General features: G+C 75.2%; 17 protein-coding genes. 12 read left to right on the top strand and 5 right to left on the bottom strand.

Features of this window, described 5'->3' with window-relative positions:
- The 3 genes from PYV61_RS09015 to PYV61_RS09005 form a co-directional block, all read left to right on the top strand.
- On the top strand, positions 1-1,077 hold a 1,077-nt coding region (locus tag PYV61_RS09015), incomplete at its 5' end, for an aminotransferase class I/II-fold pyridoxal phosphate-dependent enzyme (RefSeq protein WP_275830539.1).
- A gap of 403 nt (positions 1,078-1,480) precedes the next feature.
- On the top strand, positions 1,481-4,474 hold the full coding sequence (locus tag PYV61_RS09010) for a SusC/RagA family TonB-linked outer membrane protein (protein ID WP_275830537.1): 2,994 nt from the start codon (positions 1,481-1,483) through the stop codon (positions 4,472-4,474).
- Between the two features lie 11 nt (positions 4,475-4,485).
- Positions 4,486-5,835, top strand: a complete 1,350-nt coding sequence (locus PYV61_RS09005; protein WP_275830535.1) for a hypothetical protein — start codon at positions 4,486-4,488, stop codon at positions 5,833-5,835.
- An 80-nt stretch (positions 5,836-5,915) separates the two neighbouring features.
- On the opposite strand, the gene PYV61_RS09000 is transcribed toward PYV61_RS09005, so the two are convergent.
- Entirely contained in the window at positions 5,916-6,857 is a 942-nt protein-coding gene (locus PYV61_RS09000; RefSeq protein ID WP_275830533.1) for a creatininase family protein, read from the bottom strand.
- Positions 6,858-7,069: 212 nt separating this feature from the next.
- Between PYV61_RS09000 and PYV61_RS08995 the strand changes: the two genes are divergently transcribed.
- Positions 7,070-7,459 (top strand): hypothetical protein, encoded by a 390-nt coding sequence (locus tag PYV61_RS08995; protein ID WP_275830531.1) that lies wholly within the window; start codon positions 7,070-7,072, stop codon positions 7,457-7,459.
- Between the two features lie 161 nt (positions 7,460-7,620).
- Here the strand turns inward: PYV61_RS08995 and PYV61_RS08990 are convergent, their stop codons facing one another.
- Both PYV61_RS08990 and PYV61_RS08985 read right to left on the bottom strand, forming a co-directional pair.
- Entirely contained in the window at positions 7,621-9,702 is a 2,082-nt protein-coding gene (locus tag PYV61_RS08990; protein ID WP_275830529.1) for a hypothetical protein, read from the bottom strand.
- 74 nt (positions 9,703-9,776) lie between these two features.
- On the bottom strand, positions 9,777-10,271 hold the full coding sequence (locus PYV61_RS08985; RefSeq protein ID WP_275830527.1) for a DinB family protein: 495 nt from the start codon (positions 10,269-10,271) through the stop codon (positions 9,777-9,779).
- A 127-nt stretch (positions 10,272-10,398) separates the two neighbouring features.
- Between PYV61_RS08985 and PYV61_RS08980 the strand changes: the two genes are divergently transcribed.
- Together PYV61_RS08980 and PYV61_RS08975 are read left to right on the top strand one after the other, a co-directional pair.
- On the top strand, positions 10,399-10,788 hold the full coding sequence (locus PYV61_RS08980; protein WP_275830525.1) for a VOC family protein: 390 nt from the start codon (positions 10,399-10,401) through the stop codon (positions 10,786-10,788).
- A 5-nt stretch (positions 10,789-10,793) separates the two neighbouring features.
- Complete coding sequence (locus tag PYV61_RS08975) at positions 10,794-11,291, top strand: macro domain-containing protein (protein WP_275830523.1); 498 nt, start codon at positions 10,794-10,796, stop codon at positions 11,289-11,291.
- A gap of 249 nt (positions 11,292-11,540) precedes the next feature.
- On the opposite strand, the gene PYV61_RS08970 is transcribed toward PYV61_RS08975, so the two are convergent.
- A complete protein-coding gene (locus PYV61_RS08970) occupies positions 11,541-11,927 on the bottom strand; it encodes a group II truncated hemoglobin (protein WP_275830521.1) in 387 nt (128 codons plus the stop codon).
- A 168-nt stretch (positions 11,928-12,095) separates the two neighbouring features.
- Between PYV61_RS08970 and PYV61_RS08965 the strand changes: the two genes are divergently transcribed.
- Genes PYV61_RS08965 through PYV61_RS08950 form a run of 4 tightly spaced genes read left to right on the top strand, consistent with a single transcriptional unit; the run spans position 12,096 to position 13,369 of the window.
- Positions 12,096-12,287 (top strand): hypothetical protein, encoded by a 192-nt coding sequence (locus PYV61_RS08965; RefSeq protein WP_275830519.1) that lies wholly within the window; start codon positions 12,096-12,098, stop codon positions 12,285-12,287.
- A 52-nt stretch (positions 12,288-12,339) separates the two neighbouring features.
- On the top strand, positions 12,340-12,609 hold the full coding sequence (locus PYV61_RS08960; protein WP_275830517.1) for a hypothetical protein: 270 nt from the start codon (positions 12,340-12,342) through the stop codon (positions 12,607-12,609).
- A 41-nt stretch (positions 12,610-12,650) separates the two neighbouring features.
- Positions 12,651-12,890: a hypothetical protein gene (locus PYV61_RS08955; protein ID WP_275830515.1), complete on the top strand. Its 240-nt coding sequence runs from the start codon at positions 12,651-12,653 to the stop codon at positions 12,888-12,890.
- The gene (locus PYV61_RS08950) at positions 12,887-13,369 is read left to right on the top strand and encodes a GNAT family N-acetyltransferase (protein WP_275830513.1); all 483 of its coding nucleotides are present in this window, start codon (positions 12,887-12,889) and stop codon (positions 13,367-13,369) included. Before PYV61_RS08955 ends, PYV61_RS08950 begins: the two co-directional genes overlap by 4 nt.
- Positions 13,370-13,514: 145 nt before the next feature.
- On the opposite strand, the gene PYV61_RS08945 is transcribed toward PYV61_RS08950, so the two are convergent.
- Positions 13,515-13,979: a hypothetical protein gene (locus tag PYV61_RS08945; protein WP_275830511.1), complete on the bottom strand. Its 465-nt coding sequence runs from the start codon at positions 13,977-13,979 to the stop codon at positions 13,515-13,517.
- Positions 13,980-14,026: 47 nt separating this feature from the next.
- Between PYV61_RS08945 and PYV61_RS08940 the strand changes: the two genes are divergently transcribed.
- Both PYV61_RS08940 and PYV61_RS08935 read left to right on the top strand, forming a co-directional pair.
- Positions 14,027-14,638, top strand: coding sequence for an HD domain-containing protein (locus tag PYV61_RS08940; protein ID WP_275830509.1), 612 nt, complete (start codon positions 14,027-14,029; stop codon positions 14,636-14,638).
- A gap of 5 nt (positions 14,639-14,643) precedes the next feature.
- On the top strand, positions 14,644-15,615 hold the full coding sequence (locus PYV61_RS08935; protein ID WP_275830507.1) for a M28 family peptidase: 972 nt from the start codon (positions 14,644-14,646) through the stop codon (positions 15,613-15,615).
- The last annotated feature ends 71 nt before the right edge of the window (positions 15,616-15,686 follow it).

The raw sequence follows: 15,686 nt of genomic DNA, 5'->3' as shown, positions 1-15,686 counted from the left end.
CACAGAACGACATGGCTACGATCCGACTTGGCGGCGCTGACGCGCGCCGAGCGCGCGCCGGGCGCCCTGGTGCGGCTGGACAGCAACGAGAACCCGAACGGGCCGGGGCGCGCGGCGTTCGACGCGATGGCCGCCGCGCCGGCGGGCTCGCACCGCTACGCCGACGACGCGGTCGACGCGCTGCGCACCGCGGTCGCCGCGTCGCACCGCGTGGGGCGCGAGCACGTCGTGGTGGGCGCCGGCTCGACCGACGTGCTGCGGGCCGCCGTCTACGCGTGGACCTCGCCCGCCCGCCCGCTCGTGACGGCCGCGCCGTCGTTCGAGACGGTGGTGGCGGAGGCGGCGCGCACCGGCGCCCCCGTGCGGGCCGTCCCCGTGCGCGGCGAGGACCTGCGCCTCGACCTGGCGGCGATGGCCGCGCAGGCGCGCGACGCGGGGCTCGTGTACCTCTGCAACCCGAACAACCCGACCGCCACGGTGCACGGGCGCGAGGCCGTGGCCGACTTCGTCGCCCGCCTGCGCCGCGAGGCCCCGGGGTGCGTCGTGCTGGTGGACGAGGCGTACCACGAGTACGTCGACGACGCCCGCTACGCCTCCGCCGTCCCGCTGGCGCTCGAGGACCCGCGGGTCGTCGTGGCCCGCACCTTCTCCAAGGTCCACGGGCTGGCCGGCGCGCGCGCGGGCTACGCCGTGGGCCACGCCGACGCGATCGCCCGGCTGGCGCCGTACGTCCTCGACCTCGGCGTGAGCGTGGCCGGGGCCGCCGGGGCCGCCGCCAGCCTCGCCGCCGCCGCGCACGTGGAGCGGGAACGGGGCGCCAACCGCGCCGCGCGCGAGTTCACGCACCGCTTCTTCGTCGACGCCGGGTTCGCGCCCGCCGCGTCCGACGCCAACTTCCTGATGGTCGACCTCCGCCGCGACGTGCGCGCCTTCCGCGACGCCTGCCGCGCCGAGGGGGTCCTGATCGGCCGCCCGTTTCCCCCCCTCCTCACCCACGCGCGCGTCACCGTCGGCACGATGGACGAGATGCGCCGCGCCACCGACGCCTTCCGGCGGGTCCTCGCCCGCCGAACGTGACGCGCGACTGACAGGGGGGGTCCGCGCATTGACACCCGCGTGACCCGCCGTCAGACTCGCGTGCTGCGCCTCCCGTAGCACCCTCCGCAGCACCCCCCGCACGGCCCCGCGGCCCCGCGCCGCTGCTCCGCCTACAACCGAGCCAGACCATCCGCGCGCCGAGCGGGCCCTTCAGGCCCCCTCGCGAGCGATGTGCGCGTCCTTTACCGCGTGGCCCACCCCCCCTCGCCCGGGCACGCTTGCTTCACCCAACGTCGGGAGAAGAACTATGGGATGCAGTCGCCTGATCCGGTCCGCAGTACCGGCCCTATGGCTCGCCACGGCCCGCGGAGCGCCCGTCGCGGTGCTCGTGGTCGGGCTATCGGGAGGCGCGGCGCGCGCGGACGCGCAGGCGGCCACGGGAGTGGTCACCGGCCGCGTCACCGACGCGCAGAGCGGACAGCCGCTCGGGAACGTGAACATCCGCGTGGTGGGCACCACCAACGGCGGACAGACCAACGAGCAGGGGCAGTACACCCTGCGCGCGGTCGCCCCCGGGGCGGTGCAGCTCCAGGTGAGCCGCATCGGCTACACGGCGCAGACGGTGAACGTGACCGTGGCGGCCGGGCAGACGGCGACGCAGAACATCCAGCTCGGGCAGGCCGCCTTCTCGCTGTCGGCGGTCGTGACCACGGTGACCGGCCAGCAGCGGAAGGTCGAGCTGGCGAACACCACGGCGCAGATCGACCTGGCGAGCAAGGTCGCCGAGCTGCCGGCCACGAACATGGGCACCGTGCTCTCCGGCCGCGCGGCCGGCGTGCAGGTGGTCAACGGCGGCGCGACGGGCTCCGGCTCGCGCATCCGCATCCGCGGCCAGTCGTCGCTGTCGCTGAACTCCAACCCCGTGGTCATCATCGACGGCGTCCGCATGACGTCGACGACGAACGACCTCGCGGTCGGCACGGGCGGCAACGGCCCGTCGCGCCTCGACGACCTGAACCCGGACGAGATCGAGAACATCGAGGTCATCAAGGGCCCGTCGGCGGCGACGCTGTACGGCACCGAGGCGGCCAACGGCGTCATCTCGATCACGACCAAGAAGGGCAAGGCCGGCCGGACGCGCTACACGTTCTACACCGAGAACGGCGTCATCAACAACTCGCGCGACTTCCCGGAGCTGTACTCGCTGTGGGGCGCGAAGCAGAACGGGACGTACGGCATCTGTACGCTCGCGAACGTCCTCGCCGGCTCGTCGGCGGCGACCGGCTGTACGCGCGTGGACTCGCTGTCGAGCGGCAACATCCTGAACATCGACTCGCTGTCGGTGATCGGGACGGGCAACCGCCAGCAGTACGGCGGGCAGGTCTCGGGCGGCAACGACCGCGTGCAGTTCTTCGTCTCGGGCGAGACCGAGGGGGAGACGGGCATCTACGAGATGACGGCGCGCGACCAGCGGAACCTGCAGACGCTCCGCGGCGTGTCGTCGCTGCCGGGCGAGCAGATCCGGCCGAACGCGCTCCAGCGCAACAGCTTCCGCGCCAACCTCCAGAGCACGCTGGCGCGCGGGCTGAACGTGCAGATCGCCTCGGGCTACATCAACAGCCTGACGCGCTTCCCGCAGAACGAGGACAACAGCTCGGGCCTCATGGTGAACGCCATGGGCGCGACCTGGCGCACCGACCTCCCCGACCCGGCCGGCAACCCGCTGCTCGGCGCCCGCTCGTGGTCGGCCGGCGAGGTGTTCTCGCGCACGGCGAAGCAGGGGATCAACCGCTTCATCAACAGCATCGCCGCGCAGTACACGCCGACCGAGTGGCTGACGGCGCGCGCGACGGTGGGCTACGACGCGACGGTGCGCGCCGACAAGGCGTACAACCGCGTGAACGAGGGCCCGTACGAGGGGCAGACCCGCCTCGGGCAGGTCAGCAACTTCCGCACGGAGCAGGGGCAGCGCACGGTCGACCTGGGCGGCACGGGGACGTTCAACATCATCCCCGGCGTGCAGACCAAGACGTCGGTCGGCATGCAGTTCATCCGCAACCTGACGGTGCAGACGGGCGCCACCGGCCAGACGCTCCCGCCGGGCGCGCTGACGGTCACGCAGGCCGCCATCCGCAGCTCGTCCGAGCAGACGATCGACCGCCGCACGCTCGGCTACTACGCCGAGGAGGTGGTGTCGGTCAACGACAAGCTGTTCATCACCGGCGGCGTGCGCCGCGACGCCGCCTCGGCGTTCGGCGAGGACTTCCGCGCCGTGTGGTACCCGAAGGTCGGCGCGTCGTGGCTCGTGTCGGACATGGGCTTCTTCCCGCGCCCGAACTGGCTGCAGACGTTCCGCGTCCGCGCGACGTACGGCGCCTCGGGGCAGATCCCCAGCCCGACGGGCGCGCTGCGTAGCTACAGCGCCAACCCGCTGACGCTCGCCTCGGGCGAGGCGCCGTCGGTCTCGCTCGACTCGCTCGGCAACTCCAACCTCAAGCCGGAGTTCTCGGCCGAGCTGGAGAGCGGCTTCGACCTGACGCTGTTCGACGGCCGGACGAACTTCGAGCTGACGTACTACGACAAGAACACGAAGGACGCGATCATCAACCGCGCGATCGCCCCGTCGGTCGCCGGCGTCGCGACGCGCCTCGAGAACATCGGCAGCATCCAGAACCGCGGCCTCGAGCTGGTGCTCAACCAGACGCTGGTCGACAACCGCCAGTTCGGCGCGAGCTTCACGCTGACCGGCTCGACCAACCGGAACCGGCTCAAGAGCCTGGCCCCGGGCGTGTCGGCGATCTTCACCGGCAACCGCAACACGCAGCGCAACCAGCCGGGCTACCCGCTGTTCGGCCTCTGGAGCCGCACGTACACGTACGCCGACGCGAACAACGACGGCATCCTCGCGCTGAGCGAGATGCAGTTCACCGACTCGGCGTCGTTCATCGGCGCGACCTTCCCGACGCGCGAGATGGCGTTCTCGCCGACGATCGAGGTGCTGAACCGGAAGCTGCGGTTCTCGGGCCAGCTCGACGCGAAGTGGGGCTTCCGGAAGTTCAACAACACGCTGCGCCACATGTGCCAGGGCGGCGCGTCGTGCCGCGGGCTGTACGACAAGTCGGCGGACCTCGAGACGCAGGCGGCCGCGCTGGCGGTGAACCAGGTCGGCGTCTTCGCGGGCATGTTCGAGAAGGGCGACTTCGCCCGCTTCCGCGAGGCGTCGGTCGCCTACGAGCTCCCGGGCTCGCTGGCCGCCCGCGTCCGCGCGCAGCGCCTCTCGGTCATCCTGACCGGCCGCAACCTCGCGACCTTCACGAACTACAAGGGCGTGGACCCGGAGTCGTCGCAGTCCAACTCGGACACGCGCGGCAACGAGGAGTTCTTCGCGACGCCGCCGCTCCGGTACCTGACGATCCGCCTCAACGCCAACTTCTGAGCGCCCCCAGCATGCGTCTCCTCCGCACCTCCCGCCGGCTCCTGGCGCCGGCGGGCACGCTGGCCGCGGCGCTCGCCGCCGCCGGCTGCACGACCGACACGCTCGAGGTCTCCAACCCCGACGTCATCACGGCCAACGCCGTGACCAACGCGGCCGGCGCCACGGCGCTCCGCAACGGCGTGCTGCGCGACTTCACCGTCGTGTACTCGGGCACCCAGGACGGCTTCATCGTCAACACGGGCAACCTGGCCGACGAGATCACCGCGACCGACACGTTCTTCGACCGGCTGCTCCCCAACGAGCGGAAGATCGACCCGAACCTGCCCAACCAGGACACGTACTACACGAACCTGCACCGCGCCCGCTCCGGCGCGGCGCGCGCCATCCGCGCGTGGGCGCAGCTCAAGCCGACCTCGCGCGACTCGCTCGCCGAGCTGTACTCGGTGCGCGGCTTCACCGAGGACTTCTTCGGCGAGACCTACTGCTCGGGCGTCCCGTTCAGCGACGAGGTCGACGGCGCCATCGTCTACGGCGACCCGCAGACGACCACGCAGATCTTCACCCGCGCGGTCGCGTCGTTCGACAGCGCGCTCGCCGCGGCGACCACCGACCAGAACCGCCACCTGGCGGCGATCGGGAAGGGGCGCGCGCTGCTCAACCTCGGGCAGTTCGCGCAGGCCGCGACGGCCGTGGCCAACGTGCCGCTGACCTACCGCTACCAGCTCTTCCACTCGGCCGCCACGGCCGGCCAGAACAACGGCGTGTGGAACGGCACCGCGGTCCCCAGCGCCCGCTACATGCCGTCGAACAACGAGGGGACCAACGGCTACAACTACCTGCAGACGCCGGTCGACCCGCGCATGCCGTGGCAGGCGTCGACCCGCGTCGGGTTCGACGGCTCGACGCGCAACATGCCGACGCAGCTCAAGTACCCGCTCCAGAGCTCGCCGTCGACGCTGGCCGACGGGATCGAGGCGCGCCTCATCACGCTCGAGGCGCGGCTGCAGGGCGGCACGCAGGCCGACCGCGACGCCGTGTTCGCGGGGCTCAACACCCTGCGCGCGACGGCCATCACGCCGGCGATGGCCGCGCTCGAGGGCTCGGCGCCGACGACGCAGGCCGCCGCGGTCGACCAGTTCTTCCGCGAGCGCGCCGCCTGGCTGTGGCTCACCGGCCACCGCCTCGGCGACATGCGCCGCCTGATCCGCCAGTACCAGCGCCCGGCCAACACGGTGTTCCCGATCGGGCCCGTCGCGACGCGCGCCGGCTCGACCTACGGCACCGACGTGAACTTCCCGATCCCGTTCGTCGAGTCGAACAACCCGAAGGCGCAGGGGGGCTGCATCGACCGCAACGCCTGATCGCGGCGACGCGCACCCCGCCAGACGCGAAGGGCCCCGGCGATCCGCCGGGGCCCTTCGTGCGTCCGGACCGCCGGGGCTCAGAGCCCCGGGCCGCGCTGCTGCGGGGGCGCGGGGAGCGTGCCGCCGTTGGCGATCGCCTTCCTGATCGCGTCGATCGTGACGTCGGCGCGGAAGCCCACGATCTCGCGCCCCAGCTCGAGCGCCTTCTTCCGGTCGGCGATCGAGAAGCCGTCGATCGTCGCCTTGCCGGCCTTCACGCGCTCGTCGTAGCGCACCGACTTCGGGTCGTCGACGAGCATGTTGAGCGTGATCACCGGGTCGTCGTGCAGCCCGTCGGCGCCGCCCGGCGGCAGCCCCTTCCCCTTCATCTGCTCGGCGACCTTGTTGTAGTCGTAGTACTCCTGCACGTGCGCGACGATCGGGCTCCCCTTCCAGAGCGCCGTCAGCGAGTCGGCGACCGCGCGCTGCCCGCGCTGGTTGCCGCCGCTGTCGCCGATCAGGATCACGTGCTTGAAGCCGCTCGCCTTCAGCGACGCGACGATGTCGGTGAGCAGCGCGCGGAACGTCCCCTCGCGCATGCTGATCGTGCCCGGGCTGAGCATGTGCCCCGTCGGCGGCTCGTGCCCCCCCTCGGGGACGAACTTCACGATCGGCGCGCAGAGCGCGTTGCCGAGCTTCCGCGCGATCGCCTCGCAGTTGGTGTGGAGCACGTAGTTGTGCTTCCCCGTCACCAGCCACGGCCCGTTGGGCTCCATGCCGCCGGTGGCGACGATGGCGGTGGTCTTGCCGGCGCGCACGGCGTCGCGCACGTCCATCCACGTCATCTCCTCCATCCACACCGTGTTGGGGGCGGGGAGCGGGTTGGCGGCGTCGGCGCAGTTGTACGGGTTGGCGGCGCAGCGGCCGCCCCCCATGTCGCGCGCGTCGCGGCCGGGGCCGGACGCGGGCTGGGCCTGCTGCGCGGCCGCGGTGCCGGCGGTCGCCGCGAGCAGCAGGGTGGCGAGGACGTGGTGGCGCATCGCGGTCTCTGAGGGTGGGGGACGGGGCGCACTCGGCGGGCCCCGCGCCGTGCGCGCGGGGCCCGCTAGTGTGTCCACGGGTACGCGGCGCGGCCAGGGGGCGTTGCGGGGCCGGGCCGCGCCCGCCCTGGCCGCGCCGCCCGGCGCGACGCATCGTAGGGCCGGTGGGGAGCCCGGACCCGAACGCGCCGCCGCGCGGTGAGGGAGGACGAGTGGAGTGGGACGTGGCCTTCGACGCGACGCGCGGGGCGGCCGTCGTCACGACCAGGGGCGTGTTCGACGACGCGGACCACGCGCGCATGGTCGCCGACGTCGTCGGACGCCCGCAGTGGCGCCCGGGACACCGGGTGCTCTTCGACCACCGCGCGCTCGACTTCGGCGGCGCCGGCTACCAGCAGATGCTCGCCGCGCGCGACAACCACGTGGCCAACGACGCCCGCATCGGGAACGCCCGCTCGGCGATCCTCATGAAGTCGCTCGCCGACTTCGGGCGCGGCCGGCAGTTCGAGCTGCTGGTCGACGGCGTGGTGCGCGCCGACCTCGCGGTGTTCGTCGACGAGGGGGCGGCGTGGGAGTGGCTCACCGCCGAGCGGGCGGACTGAGGGCGGAGCGCCGGGGCGCGTCCCGCGCTCCCGTCGCCGGGCCGATCTCCGCGCGGTCACCCGGGCGCCACCGCACGGCGGCGTGAGCGCCGGGCGCCGGGCGCCGAGGATGGCGCCGCGCTCGGGCCGGCCCCCGCCGTCCGACGGGATCGTGAGCCGCGCTACTCGTCCAGGGTGAGCGAGCGTCGGGCGCGCGCGGCGGGGCGCCCCGGGCGGCCGACGGCGACGTCGAGCCAGTAGTCCCCGGCGGGGAGGCGCGAGACCTCCAGCACGAGGCCGCGCGCCAGGATCGGGACCGGGCCGTCGACGACGCGCGCGGCGCGCCCCGGCTGCGGCTCGCGCCAGCGCGTCACGATCACCCCGTTCTGCGGGTCGGTCACGCCGAGCGTGGTGGTCAGGCGCCGCAGCGCGCCCGGGCGGTCGTGCCGCTCGAGACGCACCTCGACGTCCACCGTGTCGCCGGGGGCGAGCCCGTAGGTCTCCCAGTAGACGCCGAACCGCCGCAGGCCGCGCGGGAGGCGCGTGGAGCCGAGCATGCGCGGGAGGGCGGCGTCGGGGTCGTCGGGGAGCGCGGCGTCGCCGTCGGGCGCGAGCAGGAGCACGGGCTCGGAGACTGCCGTCTCCCCGGCGCGCATCGCCGACAGCGGCGGGGGCGGCGCGACGCCGAAGCGCGTGCGCGCCGCGACGCCGCCCGCCGTGTCGCCCGGCAGCTCGACGGCGACCAGCGCGGGGCGCGGCTCGAGACGCCCCTGCAGCACCAGGCGCCCGCCCGCGACGACCGGCTCGTGCGCCAGCTGCCACACCGAGTCCGGGTGGTGCGTGACGAAGAGCGACGCCGCGAGCGGCGCGCCCGCCGCGCGCCGCAGCGTCGCCGCGGGGAGCTCGGCCGCCACCGCGAACAGCGCCGCGGTCGCGCGGCGGAGCATCGCCGTCTGCCCGTCGGGGAGCTGCACGAGCGGCGCGCCGGCCCGGGCGTAGTGCTCCTCCGGCCACCACGACGCGGCGTCGGCGTCGGCGGCGGGGCGGAGCGACCAGTCGGCGCTGCGCGCGGCGAACGGGTCGCGGACCGCGCGCCAGGCGGGGACGACGTGCGCGCGGTGCTCGCCCGGCCGGTACTCCAGCGCCAGGTACGGCGCGCCCGGCCGCAGCCCGTGCGAGCGCAGCCACCCGGTGTGCGCCACGTCGTGCGTCTCGCCGCCCCAGAACACGTACGACGGCGTGCCGTAGCGGAGGAGCGTCTCCGCGAGCGCGTCGCCGCCGCGGCCCGGGTCCCACTCGTGGCGCTCGTCGCGCGTGAGCGCCGCGCGCAGCCGCGTGGCGACGCGGCGCGCGTGGTGCTCCGCCCGGCGCTCGTTCCCCGGCTCGGCGTACAGCGGGTCGGCGAGCCACCACAGCCGCGCGTCCACCTCCCGGCGCTCGGCGCACGACAGGCGCGCGTACTCGGCGCGGGCGGGCGGGGCGAGCAGCGGCGCGGCGTCGTCCCACGCGCAGCGGAGCGAGTCGGACATGGCGGCGCGGCCGGCGTCGAACGCCGAGTCGGCCAGCCGCGCCTCGCCGCGCCGCTGGTGCACGTAGCCGGCGAGCAGCGCGCACCAGCCGGCGTCGGCGCGGCACGCGCGCGCCGCGTCGAGCGCGCGGTCGGTCTCTCCCGCGTCGAGGAGGAAGCGCACGCGCTGCCCGGCCACCCAGTCGTCGTCGGGGAGCGCGAGCGCGACGGTGTCGAGGCGCGCCAGCAGCGCCTCGCGCGCCGACGCGATGGCGGGGCGGGCGTCCGCGGCGAGCGCGGCGTCGAGCGACGACCCCTCGTCCGCGGGGGCGGGATGGCCGGCGTCGCTCCACGCGGGGCACAGCGACTGGCCGCCGCCCGCGCTGCGGACGATGGTCGAGCGGAACAGCGGGCCGGAGCGCTCGAACGGATGGCAGTGCAGGGCGCTGACCCGGTCGATCGTGCGGTCGAACAGGTACTGCCGGCGCCGCCGTGCCGCGCCCGCCCCCGCCGCCCCGGCCGCGCCGGCCGGGCGCGCCTCGCCCGTGGCGAGGCGGAAGGCGTTCGGGCGGCGGGCGTCCTCCGCCGCCAGCCAGGCCGCGCGCCAGCGCTCGAGGAAGCGGCGCACGGCGTCGCGCGTGTCGGCGCGGAGCGCGTCGGCCTCCGCCGGCGCGGGGGGCTGCGCGGGCACCGGGGGCGGGGCGTGGATGGGCCCCTGCATCGCGAGCAGCAGCCACGCCGAGGCGACGGTGTGCATGGTGCGCGGAGCATCGCGCCCGGGCGGGGGGACCGCAACGTCCGCCCCCGCCGGGCGCCGGGCCGCGACGACCGCTACTGCCGCTCCCAGAACGGGGGCGGCTCGACGCCGAGGGCGCGCAGGTAGACGTAGCCCTGCCCGCGGTGGTGCACCTCGTTGTCGACGCAGTAGAGCACGAGGTCGTACAGCGGCGACGTGTACTGCCCGAACGCCGTCATCGTCTCCTGGAAGCGTGCCGCCGGGATCTGCGCCCAGTAGGCGTCCATGGCCGCGGTGTCGGCGTCCCACTGGCGCAGGATCTCGTCCTTCGGCACCGGCTGCCGGTCGAACGACGTCTCCCACTCCTGCGTGGCCGCGCCGCGCACCATGGGCATCGCCATCGCCAGCAGCTCGAGCGACAGCTGGCCGAAGGTGCGCATCCCGCCGATCGCGAAGGTGAACAGCTGGTCCTCGGGGAAGGCCGCGATCAGGCGCCGGGTGAGGCGGCGGTGCCCCTGCCAGTGGGCGAGCAGCTGCTCGGGGCTGATGGCGACGGCGGCGGGGGCGGTCGGCTCGACGGCGGTGGACACGGCGCACTCCTGTGGACTGGGGTGGGCTGCTTCGGGAAATCTTCGGAGGCGCCAAGATAGGCGTTCCGGTCGGGGGCGCAAGGCCGTATCGTGGGCGGCGCCGCGCCCACCCGAGCCCCCGTCCGCGATGCCGCGCCCCGTCCACTTCGAGATCCACGCGACCCGCGCCGAGGCGCTGGTCGACTTCTACGGCCGCCTCTTCGGCTGGACCTTCGAGCCGTGGGGGCCGCCGGGCACCTACTGGCTGATCCGCACCGGCGACGCCGGCACGCCGGGGATCGACGGCGGGCTGGTGGCGCGCCGCGGCGCCGCGCCGACCGACGGGCAGGCGGTGAACGCGTTCGTGTGCACGGTGGACGTCGACGACGTCGCCCAGTCGCTCGCCCGCGTCGCGGCGCTCGGCGGCTCGGTGGCGCACCCGCGCATGCCGATCCCCGGCGTCGGCTGGCTCGGCTACGGCAAGGACCCGGACGGCAACCTGTTCGGGATGATGCAGAACGACCCGGCGGCCGCCTGAGCGCGATGATCGAGGTCGTCCGCGCCGACATCACGACGCTCGCGGTGGACGCGATCGTCAACGCCGCCAACGGCTCGCTCGCCGGCGGCGGCGGCGTCGACGGCGCCATCCACCGCGCCGCCGGGCCCGAGCTCGCGCGCGCCTCGCGCGCCCTCGGCCCGATCGGCGCCGGCGACGCGGTGATCACGCCGGGGTTCGCGCTCCCCGCGCGCCACGTGATCCACGCGGTGGGGCCGGTGTGGCGCGGCGGCGCGTTCCACGAGCCCGAGCTGCTGCAGCGCGCCTACGACCGGAGCTTCGCCCTCGCGCTGGCGGCCGGCGACGTGCGCACGATCGCCTTCCCCGCGATCTCGACGGGCGTGTACGCCTTCCCGAAGCCGCTGGCCGCCGAGATCGCGGTGCGCGCGATGCGCGCGCACGAGGGGGCGTTCGCGCGCGTCGTGGCGTGCCTGTTCGACGCGGAGAGCGAGGGGCTGTATCGGGGGCTGCTGGCGGAGGTCTAGTGGCGAGCGGTGAGCGTCGAGCGTCGAGCGGCGAGGGCGCTCCTCGCACGGGACGTCTCCTCGAGGCAGTGGGCGCGTCGTCGCGGGACGGCCCGAGCGCCGGGCGCCGAGCGCCGAGAACAGCCGTTCCCTCGGCGCTCGGCGCCCGGCGCTCGGGCGGCGCCGCGGAGACGACTGCTCGCCGGGGAGGGCGCCGGCCCTACGCGGAGCCCGCTCGACGCTCGACGCTCACCGCTCGACGCTGCGCGCTCACCCCGGCTGATTCCGCATGTGGTCGGCGAGCGCGTGGAAGCGCTGCTTCAGGAACGCGCGCATCTCGTCCGGCATCGGGTGCTCGTCGAGCGCGCGGTCCATGCACCACAGCCACTCGTCGCGCTCGCGCTCCCCGATGGCGAACGGGAAGTGGCGCATGCGCAGCCGCGGGTGGCCGAAGCGCTCGGTGTACGTCTGCGGGCCGCCGCTCCAGCCGGAGAGGAAGAGGTACAGCTTCTCGCGCGACGCCTTGAGGCTGGTCGCGTGCAGCGCGCGCACGGTCGCCGCCTCGGGGGCGGTGTCCATCAGGTCGTAGAAGCGGTCGACGAGCGCGCGCACGCCGGCGTCGCCGCCGATCTGGTCGTAGTGGGTCGGGTCGGACATCCCGGGAAAGCTAAGGGCTGCGACCTGCGACCTGCGACCGGTCACCTTTCAACAGCAGGGAGCACGGATCGCACGGATGCAACGGATCCGTCTCATCCGGAGCATCCGTGCTCCCGGTCGTTTCCGCGCCGCAGGTCGCAGGTCGCAGGTCTCCACTAGATTCCCCCCATGCCCGAATCCCCCCACGAGCTCCGCGACGCGCTGCTCACGTACGCTCCCGCCGTGCTGGTCGCGTTCGTGCTCGACTGGACGCTGACGCAGCGCGGGTGGGAGTCGAAGCAGGCGCTGGCGGCGAGCGCGGGGGTCGGGATCGTGCTCGCGATCCTGCTGCAGCGCGCGCTGGCGCGGCGGCGGCGGTGACCGCGCCCTGGCACGCGCTGCTGGACGAGGTCGTGCGTCGCGCGGGGGCGCCGTGAGCGCGGACCTGGTGGCGGTCGTCGACCGCGTGCTGTTCGCGCGCTGGGACCCGCTCGGCGTGCGCCACGACGACCAGGCGCCGCGCGACGAGTACGAGGGGTACGCCGCCGGCGTGCTGGCGCTCGTCCTCGCGCACGCCAGCGACGACGTGGTGGCCGAGCACCTGGCGCGGCTGGAGGATCGGTGGATGGGGCTCGCCCCGACGCCGCTGGCGCGCCGGCTCGCGGTCGCGGCCGCCGTGCGCGAGGCGGTGCGCGACGCCTGACGCGCTGGCGCGCCGCCGGCACGCGCGGCAGTGTAGTGGCGATGCGACCGACGACGCTGCCGCCCACGCTCCTGCTCGCGTTCCTCCCGCTCGGGGCCGCGTGCACCCGGGCGCCGCAGCACGAGACGCCGCGTCCCGGCGAGCTGGCGCGCCTCGACTCGACGACGGCGGCGCGGCTGTGCACGAACCCGGACCAGGCGCGCGCCGGCTCGGCGCCGTGCGAGCTGCGCGACCAGGCGCCCGCGCCGGAGCTGCGTCCGCGCGGGCGCCCGCTCCCGTGAGCGTCGCCGTCCGCCCCGCGACCGCCGCCGACCTCCCCGCGATCGCCGCGCTCGCCCGCGACGCGCAGGCGATGCACGAGGCGGCGCTCCCCGCGCGCTACCAGCCCCCCGACGCGGCCGCGCCGGCGATCGCCGGCGACCTGGCGCGCGTGCTGACGGCGCCGGCGGCGCTGCTCCTGGTGGCCGGGCGCGCCGTCGCGGCGTCGGTCGGCTACCCGCACGTCGAGGAGCAGCGCGCCCCGGCGTCGGCCTACGCGCGCGCGTCGGCGGCGCTGCACCTCGAGGCGATGGCCGTCGACCCGGCGGGGCGGTCGCGCGGGGTGGGGCGGGCGCTGCTCGCCGCGGCGCGCGCGGAGGCGAAGGCGCGCGGGCTCGCGCGGATCACGCTCGACGTGTACGCGTTCAACGCGAGGGCGCGGGCGTTCTACGCGAGGGAGGGGTTCGCGCCCGTGCGCGAGCGGATGGAGGGGGAGGTCTGAGAGGGCGTTCTCGGCAACGGCGTGGTCTACAACGGCGTGGTCTACAACGGCGTGGTCTACAACGGCGTGACTCTCACCGCCGGTGTTGGCTCACGTAGTACCGGACCACGCCGTATCCGACCACGCCGTATCAGACCACGCCCTATCAGGCCTCCTCAATTCCCGGCCACGCCTCCTTGCTGTACCGCACCAGCGCCCGGAGATACCGCTCCCCGTCCTCGCCGTGCGCCGCGCGCACCGCCGCCACGCCGCGCCGAACCGCCTCGGCGTCGGCGTACGGGGGCTCCAGCTCCTCGCCCATGCGCCCGTTCTCGTGGGCCACGCCGGCCGCGTCGAGGAAGGTCGTCTGCACCGCCGGCTCGAGCTCGACGTAGAGGAGCTGCAGCAGCTCCAGCTCGTCCTGCGCCGTCTCGGCGTTGAGGCGCACGACCTCCTTCGCCAGCCGGTCGGGGGGCCACGACAGCACCGTCTGGGGGCGGAAGCCGCCGCCGCGCGCGACGAGGCGCTGCGCGTAGAGCTGGCGCGCCTCGCGCGAGGCGCGGACGGCGTGGAGCACGAGCGCGACGCGGCGCTCGGGGGGGAGGGTGCGGTAGGGGGAGGGGGTCGCCATGGCCCCAACGTAGCAGGGGCGGCGCGGCGGCGCGCTATCTTCCCCGCATGTCCGCCGTCCCCGCCGCCGAGCTCTCCGGGATCCTCGACTTCCTGCGCGCCGCCGAGGCGCTGAAGACCGCGCCGCGCAGCGGGCACACGTCGGCCGGGGAGCGCGAGAGCGTCGCCGAGCACACGTGGCGGCTGTGCCTGATGGCCCTCGTGCTGCACCCGCACTTCCCCGGCGTCGACCTCGGGCGGCTGCTCGGCATCTGCGTCGTGCACGACCTCGGCGAGGCGGTCGGCGGCGACGTGCCGGCGCCCGAGCAGGCGGCGCGGGGCGGGAAGGGGGGCGACGAGCGCGCCGACCTGCTGGCGCTCGCGGCGCCGCTCCCGCCCGCGCGGCGCGACGCGCTGGTGGCGCTGTGGGACGAGTACGAGGCCGGCGCGACCCCCGAGGCGCGGCTGGCCAAGGGGCTCGACAAGCTGGAGACGATCCTGCAGCACACGCAGGGGCGGAACCCGCCCGACTTCGACTACCGCTTCAACCTCGGCTACGGGCGCGCCTGGACCGACGGCGACCCCGTGCTGGCGGCGCTGCGCGCGCCGCTCGACGACGCGACCGCGCGCCGCGCGCGCGCCGCCGCCGTCGAAGCCGACGTCGAGGCCGACCCCACCTGACGACCATGCGCCGACTGCTGCCGTTCCTCGTGCTCGCCGGGTGCTCGCGCCCGTCCGTCCCCGCCGCCACGACGTCGGCGCCCGCCGCGGCGGGGGGCGCGACCGCCACGCCGATCGCCGCCGAGGCGCTGATGGCGCACGCGCGCGCGCTGGCCGCCGACTCGATGGAGGGGCGGGCGATCGGCACGCCCGGCGGGGCGCGGGCGCGCGCGTACGTGCTGCGCGCCTTCCGCGACGCCGGGCTGCAGCCGATCGGCGCGTCGTTCGAGGTCCCGTTCGAGGCGCGGGCGCGCGACGGCGCGACGCGGAGCGGGGTGAATCTGGTGGGCGTCGTGCGCGGGCGCACGGACCCCGAACGCTACCTCGTGGTCTCGGCGCACTACGACCACGTCGGCGTGCGCGACGGGCAGACGTACAACGGCGCCGACGACAACGCGTCGGGCACCGGCGCGCTGATCGAGATCGCGCGCGCGCTGGCCGCGCGGCCGCCCGAGCACTCGGTGATCGTCGCCGCGTTCGACGGCGAGGAGATCGGGCTGCAGGGGGCGCAGGCGTTCGTGCGCACGCCGCCGGTGCCGCTCGCGCGCGTGGTGCTGAACGTCAACATGGACATGGTCGGGCGCAACGCGCGCAACGAGCTGTACGCCGCCGGCGCGTCGCACAGCCCCTTCCTGCGCCCGTTCCTCGACTCGGTGGCGGCGCGCGCGCCGATCACGCTGCGCCTCGGCCACGACGACCCGAACGGGCCGCGCCAGGACGACTGGACGTCGCAGTCGGACCAGGGCGCGTTCCACCGCGCGCGCGTCCCGTTCGTGTACTTCGGCGTCGAGGACCACCCCGACTACCACAAGCCGACCGACGACGCGGAGCGGCTCATGCCCGCGTTCTACGCCGGCGCGGCGTCGACGGTGCTGGACGCGGTGCGCACGCTCGACCGCCACCTCGCGGCGATCGACGCGGCGCGCCCGCGCCCCTGAGCCTCCCCGCGCTCCCCCGTCGCGCGCATGCCGAGGCAGACCGCCGCCGCCCCGCCCGACGCCACGCCGCG

The organism is Roseisolibacter sp. H3M3-2, from assembly GCF_029211165.1.
Classification (GTDB): Bacteria; Gemmatimonadota; Gemmatimonadetes; order Gemmatimonadales; family Gemmatimonadaceae; genus Roseisolibacter.
The sequence above is the reverse complement of the archived record's forward strand: the minus strand, read 5'-3'. Positions and strand labels throughout refer to the sequence as shown.